This is a genomic window from Pseudomonas sp. URIL14HWK12:I5, assembly GCF_900176445.1.
Classification (GTDB): Bacteria; Pseudomonadota; Gammaproteobacteria; order Pseudomonadales; family Pseudomonadaceae; genus Aquipseudomonas; species Aquipseudomonas monteilii.
Genome location: NZ_FWXQ01000003.1, coordinates 274,681 through 290,997 on the forward strand (window position 1 = coordinate 274,681; position 16,317 = coordinate 290,997).

Below are 16,317 nucleotides of genomic sequence, written 5' to 3' on the forward strand. Positions count from 1 at the left end.
AGCAGGTTCTCCAGGTGGTTGCCCTCGTAAGGGGCGGACCGGGTTGACAAATAAAAACGCGCCGACAAGCGGCGCGTTGCGAATTCTACCAGAACGACAGAAAGGTTTCAGTGCCCGCCGCCCGCACACACCGGCGAGGCCGGTGCAACGCCGACCTTGGCCCACTCTTCGGCGGTGTAGGTATGGATGGCCAGGGCGTGAATTTCGCCCATCAGCTCACCCATGGTGGCGTACACCTTCTGGTGGCGCTTGACGCTGTTCAACCCGGCAAACTGCTCGCTGACGATCACTGCCTTGTAGTGGGTCTCCTGACCACGACTGTGCATGTGGCTTTCGTTGAGCACTTGCAGGTGTTCCGGCGCCAGGGCCGCCAGTTGCTGTTCAATGCGCTGCTGCATGGTCATTGCGGCGTACTCACTTCTTCGCCGGAGCGGCGGCCTTGCCCGCGTTCGGGTCCAGCTCTTTGGTCATGTCTTCCAGCAGCTTGTTCACCACCGGTACTGCGGGTTCCAGGCTCTGCTGGGTCAGCTGGGCCGACTGCTGGGTGACCTTGGGCATTTCACGCAGCACTTTCTTGCCGAGCGGCGATTCGTAGAACTTGACCAGGTCTTTCAGTTCCTGCTCGGTGAACGTCTGGGTGTACAGGTCGACCATCTTCGGCTTCAGCTTGTTCCAGCCGATGGCGTTGTCCAGTGCGGCGTTGGCCTTGGCCTGATAGCTTTCCAGTACCGGCTGCTTGGCGGCCGGGGCCTTGGTCTGGGCGAAGCGCTGGGCGAACATCTGCTGCACTTGCATATAAACCGGGGTGCCCAGCTTGTCGGCGTTGGCCAGGGTCAGGAACTTCTCGGCAGCAGCGTTATGGCTGGCGGTGGCAGCGAGCACCTGGCCGCTGGCGCAAACCAGGGCAACGGCGGCACAAAGGACACGGAGACGGGTCATTGCATTTCCTTCAAAGAGAGGGAGGCGGGTACCTCAGAGTAGAGCATTCTGCGCCGTGGTGGCGATGTGCTCAAGTGGCACGACGAGCGACGGAACCGCTCTGTCGATTCAGGGCCTAAACTGCGAATTCGAACTACACAGGAGTGCGTACAGAATGAGCCGTATCGAGACAGACAGCCTGGGCCCGGTCGAAGTTCCGGAGGACGCCTATTGGGGTGCGCAGACCCAGCGTTCGCTGATCAACTTCGCCATTGGCAAGGAACGCATGCCCCTTGCGGTGCTGCACGCCCTGGCGCTGATCAAGAAGGCCGCTGCACGCGTCAACGACCGCAATGGCGCCCTGCCGGCCGACATCGCCCGGCTGATCGAACAGGCCGCCGACGAAGTGCTGGATGGCCAGCATGACGACCAGTTTCCGTTGGTCGTCTGGCAAACCGGCAGCGGCACCCAGAGCAACATGAACGTCAACGAAGTGATTGCCGGGCGCGCCAACGAACTGGCCGGCAAGGGCCGTGGCGGCAAGGCACCGGTGCACCCCAACGACCACGTCAACCGCTCGCAAAGCTCCAACGACTGCTTCCCCACCGCCATGCACATTGCTGCCGCCCAGGCAGTGCATGAAAAACTGCTGCCGGCCATCGCCGAACTGTCGTCGGGCCTGGCCGAGTTGTCGGCGCGCCACCAAAAGCTGGTGAAGACCGGCCGCACGCACATGATGGATGCCACGCCAATCACCTTCGGCCAGGAAGTCTCGGCCTTCGTTGCCCAGCTCGATTACGCCCAGCGAGCCATCCGCGCCACCCTGCCGGCGGTCTGTGAGCTGGCCCAGGGCGGCACCGCCGTGGGTACCGGCCTTAATGCACCGCATGGTTTTGCCGAGGCCATCGCTGCCGAACTGGCGGCGGAGTCCGGCCTGCCGTTCGTCACTGCGCCAAACAAGTTTGCCGCCCTCGCCGGCCACGAACCGCTGACCAGCCTGGCGGGCGCCCTGAAGACCCTGGCCGTGGCCCTGATGAAAATTGCCAACGACCTGCGCCTGCTCGGTTCCGGCCCTCGCGCCGGGCTGGCCGAAGTGCGCCTGCCAGCCAACGAACCCGGCAGCTCGATCATGCCGGGCAAAGTCAACCCTACCCAGTGCGAGGCACTGTCGATGCTGGCCTGCCAGGTGCTGGGCAACGACGCGGCCATCGGCTTTGCCGCCAGCCAAGGGCACTTGCAACTGAACGTGTTCAAGCCGGTGATCATCCATAACCTGTTGCAGTCGATCGAGTTGCTGGCGGATGGCTGTCGCAACTTTCAGGAGCACTGCGTGGCGGGTATCGAGCCGGATGCCGGGCAGATGGCTGAGCACCTGGAGCGCGGGTTGATGCTGGTGACGGCGCTTAACCCGCATATTGGCTATGACAAGTCGGCGGAGATTGCCAAGAAGGCTTATAGCGAGGGCAAGACCTTGCGCGAGGCGGCGCTGGAGTTGAAGTACCTGACCAATGAGCAGTTCGACCAGTGGGTAAGGCCGGAGAACATGCTGGCACCGGGTGGTAAAGGCTGAACCACCTATAACCTGTACCGGCCTCTTCGCGGGCTTGCCCGCTAAGAGGCCGGTACAGGCAGCCGAGCACTTCAGCTATTTTTTGTCCTTGGCAAACGCCGCCTCGAGCGCCTGGTTGATGGTGCGCAACACCTTAACCCGCGCCCAGCGCTTGTCGTTGGCCTCTACCAACGTCCACGGCGCAATCTCGCTGCTGGTGCGGTCGACCATGTCGCCTACGGCCTGGACGTAGTCGTCCCACTTGTCGCGGTTGCGCCAGTCGTCCTCGGTGATCTTGTAACGCTTGAACGGGATCTGCTCACGCTCCTCGAAACGTTCCAGCTGGGTCTGCTGATCAATCGCCAGCCAGAACTTGACCAACACCACGCCGGCATTCACCAACTGCTCTTCAAAGTCGTTGATCTCGCTGTAGGCGCGCATCCAGTCGGCCGGGCTGCAGAAGCCCTCCACCCGCTCGACCAGCACCCGGCCATACCAGGATCGGTCGAAAATGGTGAACTTGCCGCGTGCCGGGATATGCCGCCAGAATCGCCACAGGTAAGGCTGCGCGCGTTCTTCTTCGGTGGGTGCGGCAATCGGCACGATACGGTACTGGCGCGGGTCCAGCGCCGCCGCCACCCGGCGGATGGCGCCGCCCTTGCCGGCAGCGTCGTTGCCTTCGAACACCGCCACCAACGCGTGCCTGCGCATGTGCTTGTCGCGCAGCAGGCCGGCCAGGCGGGCCTGTTCGGTGACCAGCTGTTCCTGGTAGTCGGATTTGTCCAGCCGCAGGGTCATGTCCAGGGCGCCCAGCAGGCTGCGGCCGTCGATACTGCGGCCCAGCGGGGCCACGTTGCCCTGGTGCTTGCCCTTGGGGTTGTGGGCCAGCGCGGCTTGCAGGCTTTCCAGCAGGATGCGCCCTACCGCCAGGCTACGGTAGTTCGGGTCGACGCCCTCGATGATATGCCACGGCGCATAGTCGCGGCTGGTGCGGCGCAGCACGCGCTCGCCAAAGCGCACAAAACGGTCGTAGGTTTCGGACTGCTGCCAGTCCAGCGGGCTGATCTTCCAGCTGTGCAGCGGGTCGTCCTTGAGCGATTTCAACCGCGCCTTCATCTGCTTCTTGGACAGGTGGAACCAGAACTTGATGATCAGCGCACCTTCATCGCACAGCATCTGCTCCAGCCGCTCGGCGCCCATGATGGCCTGGTCGAGCACGGCATCCTTGAATACCCCGTGCACCCGCCCCTGCAGCATCTGGCTGTACCAGTTGCCGAAGAACACGCCCATCCGCCCCTTGGGGGGCAAGGCCCGCCAATAGCGCCAGGCCGGCGGGCGAGCCAGCTCTTCGTCGGTCTGCTGGTCGAAGGTGAGCACATCGATCATGCGCGGGTCCATCCACTCGTTGAGCAGTTTTACCGTCTCACCCTTGCCGGCACCTTCGATGCCGTTGATCAGCACGATCACCGGGAAACGCGCCTGCTGCTTGAGTTCGTACTGGGCTTCGAGCAGGGCCTCGCGTAAAGCGGGTACCTCGGCGTCGTAAGCCTCCTTGTCGATGCTGTGGCCGATTTCGGCGGATTCAAACATGCACTGGCTCCTTCAATGGATAAGCAAGACTAGCGGATTTGTGGGCCGCCTGTGCCTGTGCAAAATCACCAGATGGCATAAAATCCCGCCCATCTGCTGCAACCGAGCCAACCATGTCCACCCTCCTCCAGCATGCCCAGATCGACTGGGACGACCAGGGCCGCCCCCACTCGCGGCAATACGATGACGTCTACTTCGCGGTCAACGAAGGCATCGAAGAAACCAAGCATGTGTTCCTCGGCCAGACCCGCCTGGCCGAGCGTTTTGCCAACCTGGCCCCGCACGCCTGCCTGGTGATCGGCGAAACCGGCTTTGGCACTGGCATGAACTTTTTCTGCGCTTGGCAGCTGTTTGAAGAACATGCCCACAGCAACGCGCGGCTGCACTTCGTCAGCGTCGAGAAATACCCACTCAGCCTGGCCGACATGGCCCGCGCAGTAAACCTGTGGCCGGAGCTTGCCGCCTACACCGAGCCGCTGCTGGCGCAATACGTGGCGGTTCACCAGGGCTTCCAGCAATTCACCTTCGCCGAGGGCAGGGTCACCCTCACGCTGCTGGTCGGTGATGTACTGGAACAGCTGCCGCAGCTCGATGCGCAGATCGATGTGTGGTTCCTCGATGGTTTCGCCCCGGCGAAGAACCCCGACATGTGGACCCCGGAGCTGTTCGCGCAACTGGCGCGGCTGTCGCACGCCGGCACCGTGCTGGGCACCTTCACCACCACGGGTTGGGTACGCCGCAGCCTGGTCGAAGCCGGCTTCGCCATGAAGAAGGTGCCGGGCATCGGCAAGAAGTGGGAAGTGATGAGCGGCGCTTACGTCGGCCCCCGGCCCGGCCCCAATGCGCCTTGGTATGCGCGCCCGCCGGCCATTCCAGGACCGCGTGAAGCGCTCGTGATCGGAGCCGGGCTCGCTGGCAGCACAACCGCTGCCAGCCTGGCCCGGCGTGGCTGGCAGGTGACCGTGCTGGAACGCCACGATGCACCGGCCCGGGAAGCCTCGGGCAACCCGCAGGGGGTGCTGTACCTCAAGCTGTCTGCGCATGGCACCGCGCTGTCGCAAATGATCCTGTCCGGCTTCGGCTACACCCGTCGCCAGCTCGAGCGCTTGCAGCGTGGCCAGGACTGGGATGCCTGCGGGGTGCTGCAACTGGCCTTCGACAGCAAAGAGGCCGAACGCCAAGGCAAGCTGGCTGCCGCTTTCGACCACGCCTTGCTACACACCCTGACGCGCACCGAGGCCGAAGCCATTGCCGGTGTGGCCCTGCCTGCCGGCGGCCTGTTCTACCCCGAAGGCGGTTGGGTGCACCCGCCTGCCCTGTGCCAGCAGCAGTTGCAGCACCCGGGGATTCAGCTGATGACACACCAGGAAGTGCTTGAGCTGCGCAAGGTGGATGACCAGTGGCAAGCCTGGGCGGGTGAGCGCCTGCTGGCCAGTGCGCCTGTGGTCATCCTGGCCGGTGCCGCCGACGTTCGGCGTTTCGAGCCTTGCGCACAGTTGCCGCTCAAACGTATTCGCGGGCAGATTACCCGGCTGCCGGCCACTGCCAGCAGCCGCATGCTCAGCACGGTGGTATGCGCAGAGGGCTATGTAGCGCCACCCCGCGGGGACGAGCATACCTTGGGCGCAAGCTTCGACTTCCACAGCGAAGACCTGGCGCCAACGGTTGCCGAACACCAGGGCAACCTGGCGCTGCTGGACGAGATTTCCGTCGACCTGGCGCAGCGCTTGGGCACAGCCGAGTTGGCCCCTGAGCAGTTGCAGGGGCGCGCAGCCTTCCGTTGCACCAGCCCGGATTACCTGCCGATCGTGGGGCCGGTAGCTGATGTGCAGGCGTTTGCCCAGGCATATGCGGTGCTGAGCCGGGATGCGCGTCAGGTGCCGGATGTGGCCTGCCCTTGGCTGGAGGGGTTGTATGTGAACAGCGGGCACGGGTCGCGCGGGTTGATCACGGCGCCGCTAAGTGGCGAGCTGGTGGCGGCTTGGGTCTGCGGGGAACCGTTGCCGTTGCCGCGGGCAGTGGCGGAGGCTTGTCATCCGAACCGGTTTGCGTTGCGTAAGCTGATTCGGGGTAAGTGATTGCATCGGGGGCTTGCCGACGGATTTGCTGCGCCTGTGAGATCGAGCGCCGCCCGCGCGGCGCTCGATTCGCGCAACACCACAAAGCTCACGACAAGCACCTACCCTCTCAACCTCATATAACAAATCGTTCTAAAACTCTCAAAAATCACATAGGTCAGTTCCTTAAGGTGCCCTAATCCGGGGCACCCCCTCCCCAACGGAAAAACCGGTAAGGACTTATGTGCGGATTAGCAGGAGAGTTGCGTTTCACCCCCATCGACCAAGCCCCTCGCCCAGCCGACCTGGCTGCGGTAGAGCGCATCACCCATCACCTGGCCCCGCGTGGCCCGGATGCCTGGGGCTTCCATAGCCAGGGCCCGATCGCCCTGGGCCACCGGCGCCTGAAAATCATGGACTTGTCCGACGGTTCGGCGCAGCCGATGGTCGACAACACCCTGGGCCTGTCACTGGCCTTCAACGGTGCCATCTACAACTTCCCCGAACTGCGCCAGGAGCTACAGGACCTGGGCTATACCTTCTGGTCCGACGGCGATACCGAGGTGCTGCTGAAGGGTTACCACGCCTGGGGCGCGGCGTTGCTGCCCAAGCTTAACGGCATGTTCGCGCTGGCCATCTGGGAGCGCGACAACCAGCGCCTGTTCCTGGCCCGCGACCGCCTGGGCGTCAAACCCCTGTACCTGTCGCGCAACGGCGAGCGCCTGCGCTTCGCCTCGACCCTGCCGGCCCTGCTCAAGGGTGGCGACATCGACCCTGTGCTCGACCCGGTGGCGCTCAACCATTACCTGAACTTCCACGCTGTGGTACCGGCACCGCGCACTTTGCTGGCCAATGTGCAGAAGCTGGAGCCCGGCACCTGGATGCGCATCGACTGCCATGGTGAAGTGGAACGCCAGACCTGGTGGCAGCTGAAATACGGCTCCAACCCGGACGAGCGCGAGCTGGACCTGGAAGGCTGGACCACCCGCGTGCTCGACGCCACACGCGACGCTGTGGCCATCCGTCAGCGTGCTGCAGTGGACGTGGGTGTGCTGCTGTCCGGCGGGGTCGACTCCAGCCTGCTGGTCGGCCTACTGCGCGAAGTGGGCGTGGACGACCTGTCGACGTTCTCCATCGGCTTTGAAGACGCTGGCGGCGAACGTGGCGACGAGTTCCAGTATTCCGACCTGATCGCCAAACACTACGGCACACGCCACCACCAGCTGCGCATTGCCGAACACGAGATCATCGACCAACTGCCGGCCGCGTTCCGTGCCATGAGCGAGCCGATGGTCAGCCACGACTGCATCGCCTTCTACCTGCTGTCACGGGAAGTGGCCAAGCATTGCAAGGGCGTGCAAAGCGGCCAGGGCGCGGACGAGCTGTTCGCCGGCTACCACTGGTACCCGCAGGTGGACGGCGCCGAGGATGCCTATGCCGCCTATCGCGACGCGTTCTTCGACCGCAGCCACGCCGAGTACCGCAACACCGTGCAGGCGCCCTGGCTACTGGAAACCGACGCGGCCGGCGACTTCGTACGCGAACACTTCGCCCGCCCCGGTGCCCGGGATGCAGTGGACAAGGCCCTGCGCCTGGACAGTACGGTGATGCTGGTGGACGACCCGGTCAAGCGCGTGGACAACATGACCATGGCCTGGGGCCTGGAGGCACGCACACCGTTCCTCGACTACCGCCTGGTGGAACTGTCGGCGCGCATTCCGGCGCGCTTCAAATTGCCCGACGGCGGCAAGCAGGTGCTCAAGCAGGCAGCGCGACGGGTGATCCCGCATGAGGTGATCGACCGCAAGAAGGGCTACTTCCCGGTACCGGGCCTGAAGCACCTGGAAGGCGCCACCCTGGGTTGGGTACGCGAGCTGCTGACCGACCCCAGCCAGGACCGTGGGCTGTACAACCCGGCCATGCTCGACCGCCTGCTCAGCAATCCGCATGGCCAGCTGACACCGCTGCGCGGATCCAAGCTATGGCAACTGGCGGCGCTTAACCTGTGGCTGAGCGAACAAGGAATCTGACCGATGAAAGCCCATGAAATCGCTTACGGTCAGCGCCTGCTGCGCGGCCAGGCGCCATCCTACGAGCGCCTGCAGGCACGCCTGGCCGGCGACGGCAGCCAGCCCCACGACCAGCCACGTGCCGTGCATTGTGGCTGGGGCCGGCTGCTGATCGGCCACACCTACCCCAACCCGGTCAGTCTGGCGAATGACCTGCTGGACGAACGCCCCGGCGAACGCGATATCGCCCTGTACGTGGCCGCGCCACAGCAGTTGCTGGCCCAGGCGCCGCAACAGCTGTTTCTCGACCCGTCCGACACCTTACGCCTGTGGTTCACCGACTACCGTCCGGCGCAGCGGGTGTTCCGCGGCTTTCGCGTACGCCGGGCACAGAACCCGGCCGACTGGCAGGCCATCAACACCCTGTATCAAGCACGCGGCATGTTGCCGGTGGACGCCACGCTGCTGACCCCCCGGCACCTGGGCGGCCCGGTGTTCTGGCTAGCCGAAGACGAAGACAGCGGCGCGGTGATCGGCAGCGTCATGGGCCTGAACCACGCCAAGGCCTTCGACGACCCGGAGCACGGCAGCAGCCTGTGGTGCCTGGCAGTGGACCCGCAGTGCACCCGCCCCGGCGTGGGTGAAGTGCTGGTGCGCCACCTGATCGAGCACTTCATGAGCCGGGGCCTGGCCTACCTCGACCTGTCGGTGCTGCATGACAACCGCCAGGCCAAGCGCCTGTACCAGAAACTGGGCTTTCGCAACCTGCCCACCTTTGCGGTCAAGCGCAAGAACGGCATCAATCAGCAGCTGTTTTTGGGCCCGGGCCCTGAAGCCGAGCTGAACCCCTACGCCCGCATCATCGTTGACGAAGCCCTGCGCCGGGGTATCGACGTGCAGGTAGACGATGCCGCTGGCGGCCTGTTCACCCTGAGCCTGGGCGGGCGGCGCATTCGCTGCCGCGAATCGCTCAGTGACCTGACCAGCGCCGTGACCATGACCCTGTGCCAGGACAAACGCCTGACCCGGCATGCGCTGCACAACGCCGGGCTGCAGGTGCCGGCGCAGCAGCTGGCGGGCAATGCTGACGACAACCTGGCGTTTCTCGATGAGCATGGCGCAGTGGTGGTCAAGCCGGTGGATGGCGAGCAAGGCCAGGGCGTGGCGGTAAACCTGACCTGCATCGACGACATCACCCGCGCCGTGGCGCACGCCCGCCAGTTCGACAGCCGCGTGCTGCTGGAGAGCTTTCATGCCGGGCTCGACCTGCGCATCGTGGTGATCGGCTACGAAGTGGTGGCCGCTGCCATCCGCCACCCGGCCCAGGTGCTGGGCGACGGCAGGCATAGCATCCGCCAGTTGATCGATGCCCAGAGCCGCCGTCGCCAGGCGGCAACCGCTGGTGAAAGCCGCATTCCGCTGGACGATGAAACCGAGCGCACGTTACGGGCGGCAGGCTTTGGCTATGACGACGTATTGCCCGCCGACCAGCGCCTGGCCGTGCGGCGCACCGCCAACCTGCACACCGGCGGCACCCTGGAAGACGTGACCGAACGCCTGCACCCGGTACTGGCAGACGCTGCCGTGCGCGCTGCGCGGGCACTGGAGATACCGGTGGTGGGGCTGGACTTCATGGTGCGCGATGCCGGGCAGCCGGAGTACGTGATCATCGAGGCCAACGAGCGTGCCGGGTTGGCCAACCATGAACCGCAGCCTACCGCCGAGCGTTTTATCGACCTGCTGTTTCCGCATAGCCGGCCTCTGGCGTAAAGGCTGCTGGCCTCTTCGTGGGCATGCCCGCGAAGAGGCCAGCACAGGATTAAAGGAGTCCCCGACCATGTCCGACCGACATCCCGAACCCGATCTCGAATACCTCAAACGCGTGCTGCTGGAGATGCTCGCCATCCCCAGCCCCACCGGTTTCACCGACACCATCGTGCGCTACGTGGCCGAGCGCCTGGACGAGCTGGGCATCCCCTTCGAGCTGACCCGGCGCGGCACCATCCGCGCCACGCTCAAGGGCCGGCAAACCTCCCCCGACCGTGCCGTATCCGCCCACCTGGACACCATCGGTGCCAGCGTGCGCCAGCTGCAGGACAACGGCCGCCTGGCCCTGGCACCGGTGGGTTGCTGGTCCAGCCGCTTCGCCGAAGGCAGTCGTGTCAGCGTATTCACCGATACTGGCGTATACCGTGGCAGCGTGCTGCCGCTGATGGCCAGCGGGCACGCCTTCAACACCGCCATCGACCAGATGCCGGTGAGCTGGGAGCATGTGGAAGTGCGCCTGGATGCCTATTGCGCCACCCGTGCCGATTGCGAGGCGCTGGGCGTGAGCATTGGTGACTTCGTGGCCTTCGACCCCTTGCCCGAGTTCACCGAAAGCGGCCACATCAGCGCCCGACACCTGGACGACAAGGCCGGCGTAGCCGCGCTGCTGGCGGCACTGAAGGCCGTGGTTGAAAGCGGTCAGCAACCACTGATCGACTGCCACCCACTGTTCACCATCACCGAAGAAACCGGCTCGGGAGCGGCGGGCGCCCTGCCCTGGGATGTCAGCGAGTTCGTCGGCATCGACATTGCCCCGGTAGCGCCCGGCCAAGCGTCTAGCGAGCACGCGGTGAGCGTGGCCATGCAGGATTCGTCGGGGCCTTACGACTACCACCTGTCCCGGCACCTGCTGAAACTGGCCGGCGACCACGACGTGCCGGTGCGGCGCGACCTGTTCCGCTATTACTTCAGCGACGCCCATTCAGCGGTGACCGCGGGGCACGATATTCGTACGGCGCTGGTGGCATTCGGTTGTGATGCCACCCATGGGTATGAGCGCACCCATATCGACAGCCTGGCAGCGCTGAGCCGGTTGTTGTCGGCTTACCTGCTGAGCCCACCGGTGTTCGCCAGCGACTCGCAGCCGGCCAATGCTTCGCTCGAGCGCTTCAGCCACCAGTTGGAGCATGATGCGCAAATGGAGAGCGACACGCGGGTGCCGGCGGTGGACAGCCTGGTTGGCAATAAAGGTTGAGGACGTTTGGGGCCGCTTTGCGTCCCCAAAATATCGAATGTTTCGCGTAGCATGCCCACACCTACTTCAGACAACACCTGCCATGCTGATCCCCTACGACCAACTGCAAGCCGAAACCCTGACCCGCCTGATCGAAGACTTCGTCACCCGCGACGGCACCGACAATGGCGACGATACCCCACTGGAAACCCGGGTGCTGCGGGTACGCCAGGCATTGGCCAAGGGGCAGGCGTTCATCCTGTTCGACCTTGAGAGCCAGCAGTGCCAGTTGCTGGCCAAGCATGACGTGCCCCGTGAGCTACTGGAATAGCGGGTCAGGCCTTGCCCTGCTTCGCCGCTTTGATGCGCTTGTACACCTCGGCCCGATGCACCGGCACCTCACGCGGGGCATCGACGCCAAAGCGCACGACCCCGTCCCGGGTCTCTACCACCATTATCCGGATGTCATCACCGATCACGATGATCTCGCCTACTTCGCGCCCTATTACCAGCATGTTCCGATCCTCCTGCCAACGGGAAAACCAGAGCCTGCCTCGTAGGCATTCGGCTACTCAATAGCTCCATCACTATTCAGAAGAGCCCTACATTGCCGGGTAGCTTCTCCTACAGACCATTCATCGCGATTGGGCTTTTGCGCGCATTTTCACCGCCATTTCGGCCATCTCGTCATACAGCCGCTCAGGGGCCTGGCGTTTCAGTTGCCAGGCTTGTCGCCCTGCCTCGTGCGGCAGGATGAGAAACTCGCCAGCGGCGACCTGTTGATGGATGTAGTCGGCAATGTCCGCCGCGCTGATCGGCGAGCCTTCCAGCAACTTGCCAACCTGCGCCTTCATCGCCGGGTTCGGGCCACGGAACGAGTCCAGCAGGTTGGTCTGGAAGAACGATGGGCACACCACATGCACCGCCACCTCCAGCTGGCGCAGTTCCACCAGCAGGCTTTCCGACAGGGCCAACACACCGGCCTTGGCCACGTTGTAGTTGCTCATGCCCGGCCCCTGCATCAGCGCGGCCATCGAGGCGACGTTGATGATGCGGCCCTTGCTGCGCTCCAGCAGCGGCAAAAAGGCCTTGCAGCCCTTGACCACGCCCATCAGGTTGACCGCGATCTGCCAGTCCCAGTCTTCCAGCGACAATTCGGCGAAGAACCCGCCCGAGGCAACACCGGCATTGTTGACGATCACGTCGATACCGCCGAACTGCTCGGTGCAGGCCTGGGCCAGGGCTGTCAGCTGGCTATAGTCACGCACGTCACAGCGCTGAACGAAGCCATCGCCGCCCGCTTCGCGGGCCAGCGCCAGGGTTTCGCGCAGGCCGGTTTCATTGACATCGGCCAGCGCCAGGCGCCAGCCCTCACGCGCCCAGCGCAGGGCGATCTCGCGGCCGAGGCCGGACCCGGCGCCGGTGATCATGATGCGGTTTTGCATGGTGGCTGGCCTTGTTCCAAGTGGTTGTGCAGCGAGTCTAATCAAGACCAGGCGCACAGGCAGGGTTCATCAGGGTAGTGAATGGGTGGGCATGACTCCATGGTCAGTTACGCCCGCCCGGCTGCACACAAATGGAATCTTTCCCGCGCGGCGCCGGTCCTTACTTACAAGAGGCCAGCCGTTAGAGGCCCTTGACCCTCAACCATGCAAGGATTCCGTCATGACCACGATTCTCATCATCATCCTGATCCTTCTGCTGATTGGTGGCTTACCGGTCTTCCCACACTCGCGTAGCTGGGGCTACGGCCCTTCGGGCATCGTGGGCGTGGTACTGGTGATTCTGCTGGTGCTCCTGTTACTCGGCATGATTTGACCGCAGGGCGTGTGAGGCCAGTTGGCGATCCAGATACAGCATCGCTTGGCGAAGTGCCTCCACGTCCCTTTTCAGGTCGACGGGTGCGAGCGTCTTGTCGCTACATTGGCGTTCCAGACGCTCGCACTGGTAAACCACCTCCCTGGCGCGGGCGATGCGCGCAGCCCCTTTGATGCGATGGGCGAGTAGGCCCAAGGCCTCAACGTTCTCCTGTAACTCGCTCAGTTGCTGAAAGTCTTGAGCGTTGCTGGAGCGCAACGCTTCCAGTAACGCGTGCAGTGCTGCCTTGTCATTACCCACAAGGCGCTGCACATGTTCAATGTCGAGCACTGCAGGGCAGATCGGGGCCAACGTTTGTACCAGGCGCTTCAGGCTCAGCGGCTTCAGCAGGCAGTCATCCATCCCGGCTGCGCGGCAACGCGCCCGAACCGCGGGTGTAAACGTAGCTGTCATGCCGATAACCCGGCACTGTGGCCGGCCACTGCGCCGCTCGTGCTCACGGATGGCGCGCGCCAGGGCATACCCGTCAAGCCGGGGCATGTTGCAGTCAGTGATCACCCCATCAAAATGACCACCGAGCCACAGGCGTAGCGCCTGTGCGCCGTCTTCGGCCAGTTGAACCTGATGCCCGAGATGATCGAGCTGTTGTGACAGCAACAAGCGGTTGATCAACGCATCATCTACCACCAGTACACGCAACGACATGGATCAACGCCACCGACATGGCTTCAGCGTCACGCAAAAGCACGTTCAGATCAGTTGATTGCGGCGTGCGAAATCCGCCAGGTCAACGACCGAAGTGAGCCTGAGCTTTTCCAGCAGGCGCGTTTTGTAGGTGCTGATGGTCTTGTTGCTCAACAGCATGGTTTCACCGATGGCCTTGTTGCCATAGCCACGGGCCAGGTACAGCAGCACCGTCAATTCACGGTCGGTGAGGCTGGCAATGCACTGGGCTTCACTGGTGCGCAGGTCGCGCCTGCAAACCGAGCTCATCGCCACTTCAGGGTAGTAGGTGAAGCCCGACAGCACGGCAGCGACGGCCTTGCCCAGTTCGTCCAGGTCATCGGTCTTGGCCACATAACCTGCGGCACCGGCCTGCAGGCAACGCAGTGAATAAGCTTCGGCCAGTTGCGAGGTCAGCACCACGACCTTGCACGCAAGGCCGCAGGCTTTGATCCGGGCGATCACTTCCAACCCGTCCAGGCCTGGCATCGCAATGTCGAGGATCACCAGGTCCGGCGCCAACTCGCGTACCAGGCGCACGGCGTCTATGCCATTGTCCGCCTGGCCAACCACCTGCACACGCTGCTGGCGCAACAGCATGCAGACGGTAGCGCGGATAAAGGGGTGGTCATCGACCACCAGGGCTGTGTGCATGGTGCCTCTCTCGTTGGTGATGCCTACAGTTCAGCATCGAAGACGACGGTTACCTGCCCGGTGTAAGTACTGCCGGGATGCTTCAGCATGTTTTGCACCTGGCTCCTGTCAACGTCGAAATGCAGCTGGCCGCGACGGTTGAGGGTCGGTGTCACAGCGTCGAACTGCAGCGCCGCCTGAGCGCCACTTGGCAGGGCAAGGCGTTCAACCTGCCCCCCAGCGTGCTGGATACCCCCTGGGAGGGTGAGTGCGACCAGTACTGGCACCTGATCATTGTGCTCGTTGCGAATCCCGCACTCGGGACCCACATCGTACTGGCAGAGCTTGTAAACCTTGAACGGGCCTGTTGACCAGGCCCTGAATGGCAGGTCGCGATTGAGCCGTTGGGGTGGCTTGCCGCCGGCCAGCCAGGCTTGCCAGCCACCTGGCGGCTCCAGCACCGCACGCTCGGAGCCTGGCGGGAACTCGAAGAGGAAAGCGTGCTGTACATCGAGCACGAAGTTTACGGTCAGGCTGTTGCCGCTCAGGGCTGTGACATCGTTGCCAAAGTCAAAGTCGCCGCCAGGGCCAATACTGTAAGTCACGCTGCCCCGGTAGGTGCCACTTGGCATCCGAAAAGGGGGGGTGATGTTCATTGCATAAGCAACGCTGGTTTCCAGTACCGAAGCAATTTCCACCCGTCCGTTCGGTGCAGCCCGACCAAAGCCCCAGCAAGGTGAAGGGGCCGACGGCTGGGTGATATCCCATAGGTAGCTGACCTTGGCGGGCCGTTCCTGACTAACACTCCCCACCGCTCTGCACCCGCCACTAAGGGTCAGATTGTAAAGCGGGTGATTATAAAAATGACTGGCAATCTGCACTCGCTGACTGAGGGCCGTCCACTCGAACGTAAGGCGTCGCGATTCGCCGGTTGTATCGTGATAGATATCGACCTCACGCTTCGCCGGCAAGCCGACATAGAAAAGATCGCGTGGATCGGCAGCGCCCTTGGTGGTTTTCTTATCGTAGGTAATGGGTAACGTTACCGTCGTGCGGGTCCTGCATGTAGCGAACCAGCTGCTGCACAATCCACCTGGCGGCGTGGTGTTGTCGAACCGCCCCGTTCCCCCTCCCAGATACTGCGCCGTTATCGTCACATCGAGTGCCAAAGCAACGGGTGGGGCAAGCCACAGTACGCCTCCCAACCAGGAACCTGCCAGCAGCTTCATCAACACTTTCATCGCTTCAATACCATGGCCGTGCGCTGGTCACCTTCGTGAAGCTCGAACTGGTGAACGTGCGCAACATCCCCCTCAAACTGGCGGCTACGCCCAGGTAGCAAGTGATGCTTGGTGGCCGGCTCGCAAGCCTCCTGCGGTGCGCGGCACTGACGAAAATGGTCAAGCACCACGGTGGCATTGCCCTCGTTGACCACGGTCAACAACCCGCCCTCCCGCCGGACCGGCGTCTGGTAGTGCGCCTGCGCAGGCCTGACGAACAGCAGCGAACCAAAACCGGCCAGCAAATTCACTCCCGCCCTGAGGCTGTCTCGATACTGTTGGGCCTGTTGCTCGTCCACGGCAAATCCGTCACCCAACTCTGGCAACACGGGCATGAAGCGCAGGCGGAAATAGCGTTCCTCGGCCCGCGAGCCGCGATACAGCAGGCGCACCACCTGCATGCCCTTGGCCGGCACGATCAACCGGGCGGGGCTGGCGACCAGGCCTCGTTGCTCCAGCGGCAGGCCTTCGGTGTCGATCTCCCGCGCTACACCAGCTTCGTCATACACCAGCTCGACGACACTGACCTTGACGAACGCCGTGCTGTCGCCGCCATTGCGCACCTTCTTGAGCAGGGTACTTTTGTTGCCGTCAAGGTAGTCATACAAACCACCGATATTCAGCTCGGGTGCGGCCGCTGCAGCCAGCGGCATGGCCAACAGTGCGATGGCCAGTATCTGGGGCACTCTCATTGCAAAGCTCCCTGGGTCCATTGGGTTAGGTTATTGCTCAGCGCAGC

Annotated in this window: 16 protein-coding genes; 7 read left to right on the top strand and 9 right to left on the bottom strand. The window is 63.6% G+C overall.

What is annotated here, in order from left to right; translation table 11 throughout:
- Positions 1–107 precede the first annotated feature (107 nt).
- Together B9A31_RS09405 and B9A31_RS09410 are read right to left on the bottom strand one after the other, a co-directional pair.
- Entirely contained in the window at positions 108–404 is a 297-nt protein-coding gene (locus B9A31_RS09405) for a BolA family protein (protein ID WP_016715010.1), read from the bottom strand.
- 10 nt (positions 405–414) lie between these two features.
- Positions 415–939 (bottom strand): DUF2059 domain-containing protein, encoded by a 525-nt coding sequence (locus tag B9A31_RS09410; protein ID WP_003252642.1) that lies wholly within the window; start codon positions 937–939, stop codon positions 415–417.
- A 154-nt stretch (positions 940–1,093) separates the two neighbouring features.
- Between B9A31_RS09410 and B9A31_RS09415 the strand changes: the two genes are divergently transcribed.
- Positions 1,094–2,488, top strand: a complete 1,395-nt coding sequence (locus B9A31_RS09415; RefSeq protein WP_019096984.1) for a class II fumarate hydratase — start codon at positions 1,094–1,096, stop codon at positions 2,486–2,488.
- Positions 2,489–2,563: 75 nt separating this feature from the next.
- Here B9A31_RS09415 and pap read toward each other — a convergent pair whose 3' ends face one another.
- Entirely contained in the window at positions 2,564–4,057 is a 1,494-nt protein-coding gene (pap, locus tag B9A31_RS09420) for a polyphosphate:AMP phosphotransferase (RefSeq protein WP_019096985.1), read from the bottom strand.
- Between the two features lie 113 nt (positions 4,058–4,170).
- Here pap and mnmC point away from each other — a divergent pair, with 113 nt between their 5' ends.
- The 5 genes from mnmC to B9A31_RS09445 all read left to right on the top strand — a co-directional run bounded on the left by mnmC (position 4,171) and on the right by B9A31_RS09445 (position 11,455).
- A complete protein-coding gene (gene mnmC, locus B9A31_RS09425; protein ID WP_025754729.1) occupies positions 4,171–6,135 on the top strand; it encodes a bifunctional tRNA (5-methylaminomethyl-2-thiouridine)(34)-methyltransferase MnmC2/FAD-dependent 5-carboxymethylaminomethyl-2-thiouridine(34) oxidoreductase MnmC1 in 1,965 nt (654 codons plus the stop codon).
- 221 nt (positions 6,136–6,356) lie between these two features.
- Positions 6,357–8,144: an N-acetylglutaminylglutamine amidotransferase gene (locus B9A31_RS09430; RefSeq protein WP_027614781.1), complete on the top strand. Its 1,788-nt coding sequence runs from the start codon at positions 6,357–6,359 to the stop codon at positions 8,142–8,144.
- 3 nt (positions 8,145–8,147) lie between these two features.
- Positions 8,148–9,893 (top strand): N-acetylglutaminylglutamine synthetase, encoded by a 1,746-nt coding sequence (gene ngg / locus B9A31_RS09435; RefSeq protein WP_019096988.1) that lies wholly within the window; start codon positions 8,148–8,150, stop codon positions 9,891–9,893.
- Between the two features lie 67 nt (positions 9,894–9,960).
- Positions 9,961–11,145, top strand: a complete 1,185-nt coding sequence (locus tag B9A31_RS09440) for an osmoprotectant NAGGN system M42 family peptidase (protein WP_025754907.1) — start codon at positions 9,961–9,963, stop codon at positions 11,143–11,145.
- Between the two features lie 82 nt (positions 11,146–11,227).
- Entirely contained in the window at positions 11,228–11,455 is a 228-nt protein-coding gene (locus tag B9A31_RS09445; RefSeq protein WP_004575803.1) for a YheU family protein, read from the top strand.
- Positions 11,456–11,459: 4 nt separating this feature from the next.
- On the opposite strand, the gene csrA is transcribed toward B9A31_RS09445, so the two are convergent.
- Both csrA and B9A31_RS09455 read right to left on the bottom strand, forming a co-directional pair.
- Positions 11,460–11,639: a carbon storage regulator CsrA gene (csrA, locus tag B9A31_RS09450; protein ID WP_019096990.1), complete on the bottom strand. Its 180-nt coding sequence runs from the start codon at positions 11,637–11,639 to the stop codon at positions 11,460–11,462.
- Between the two features lie 120 nt (positions 11,640–11,759).
- Complete coding sequence (locus tag B9A31_RS09455) at positions 11,760–12,569, bottom strand: SDR family oxidoreductase (protein WP_019096991.1); 810 nt, start codon at positions 12,567–12,569, stop codon at positions 11,760–11,762.
- A 220-nt stretch (positions 12,570–12,789) separates the two neighbouring features.
- On the opposite strand from B9A31_RS09455, the gene B9A31_RS09460 reads away from it, so the two are divergent.
- Positions 12,790–12,942: a DUF3309 family protein gene (locus B9A31_RS09460; protein WP_012271016.1), complete on the top strand. Its 153-nt coding sequence runs from the start codon at positions 12,790–12,792 to the stop codon at positions 12,940–12,942.
- On the opposite strand, the gene B9A31_RS09465 is transcribed toward B9A31_RS09460, so the two are convergent.
- Genes B9A31_RS09465 through B9A31_RS09480 form a run of 4 tightly spaced genes read right to left on the bottom strand, consistent with a single transcriptional unit; the run spans position 12,925 to position 16,270 of the window.
- Complete coding sequence (locus B9A31_RS09465; protein WP_025754906.1) at positions 12,925–13,647, bottom strand: response regulator; 723 nt, start codon at positions 13,645–13,647, stop codon at positions 12,925–12,927. The two genes, B9A31_RS09460 and B9A31_RS09465, sit on opposite strands and share 18 nt — an antisense overlap.
- 45 nt (positions 13,648–13,692) lie before the next feature.
- Positions 13,693–14,319, bottom strand: a complete 627-nt coding sequence (locus tag B9A31_RS09470) for a response regulator transcription factor (RefSeq protein ID WP_019096993.1) — start codon at positions 14,317–14,319, stop codon at positions 13,693–13,695.
- 23 nt (positions 14,320–14,342) lie between these two features.
- Entirely contained in the window at positions 14,343–15,539 is a 1,197-nt protein-coding gene (locus tag B9A31_RS27280) for a hypothetical protein (protein ID WP_174244666.1), read from the bottom strand.
- Complete coding sequence (locus tag B9A31_RS09480; RefSeq protein WP_019096995.1) at positions 15,536–16,270, bottom strand: hypothetical protein; 735 nt, start codon at positions 16,268–16,270, stop codon at positions 15,536–15,538. Before B9A31_RS09480 ends, B9A31_RS27280 begins: the two co-directional genes overlap by 4 nt.
- Positions 16,271–16,317: the final 47 nt, after the last annotated feature.